Origin of the sequence: Synechococcus sp. R55.7, assembly GCF_047461955.1 — a bacterium.
Lineage (GTDB): Bacteria > Cyanobacteriota > Cyanobacteriia > Thermostichales > Thermostichaceae > Thermostichus.
This window is the reverse complement of record NZ_JANSIC010000392.1, coordinates 1-992: the sequence shown is the minus strand read 5'-3', so window position 1 is coordinate 992 and position 992 is coordinate 1. Positions and strand designations below refer to the sequence as shown.

Here is a 992-nt window from a genome sequence, read left to right as displayed (position 1 = left end):
GCCCGCACCCGCCCCCGAACAACCGGCTTGGGAACAGGAGTATGCCAAAGAAGAGACCCCTCCCCCTTCCAGCTCCACTCCTGTGGATAGTGATCCCTGGGAGGATAAGGCCGGGGAGCCCACTTAAGTTGCCGGGCTTGTATCAACTCCCCTTTCCCCTCAGGGAAGTGGCTGGGGGTGGTCGCGTCAGCCGAGAGTACGGTCGTTCCCCCTGATGTCAGGGCTGCTTCTTGCGCCAATCTCCCACTTTTTTCTGCCAAGGGGCAAAGGGATCCCCTGTCCGTCATCCCGGCAGGGCAGGATCGGCTTCGGCCAAGAAGCGCAAAGCCACCGACAAAAAGGTCTGCGGCGCTTCAATGTGCGGAAAAGCAGCCCCTGGCAACCGGTATATCGGCACCTCCGGGCGCAAAGCGCGATACCGCTCTGCCTGTTCTGGGCCGGTGAGGCGGTTCTGTTCTCCCCAGACCAGAGCCATGGGCTTGGTCACCACGCGAAAGTCGTCTTGGATGGGCAAATTGAGCCTGCCGGTGAGAAAAGAACGGGGGGCAAATTGAGCCCCCGCTTGGTGAGCTGCCCGGTAATAGTAGTCCACCACCGCCTCATCCAGGGCGTAGCTGGGGGAGAACAAGCTCTGCTCTGTAAACAAGCGTACACTCCAGGGGGCGGTGATGCCGTTGTAGAAGGCCAACCCCAGAACGGGCAGGCTGAGAAATCCATAGGCAATCTGAGCCAAAGGGATCCCGAGCGCATCGGGGATGAGGCTGTTGTCTCCCAGAGGGGCGATGAGCAACAGCTTCTGCCAATGGTGGGGTTGTAGACGGGCCGAGCGCAGCGCAAACCCTGCCGAGAGGGAATTGGCAATGACGTGACAGGGTCGCCCGATCACCTGCTGGACAAAATCCCCGATCATCTCGGCGTAGAGACTGCCGGTGTACTCCAAATCTGGACGTTCTGAGTTGCCCCACCCCAACAAATCCAGAGCATAGACTTGA

General features: G+C 60.1%; 1 protein-coding gene. It reads right to left on the bottom strand.

The features are described 5' to 3' along the window. Window positions 1-283: 283 nt before the first annotated feature. Window positions 284-992: alpha/beta fold hydrolase (locus NW820_RS12710; protein WP_414407682.1), on the bottom strand; the 709-nt coding region annotated here is incomplete at its 5' end.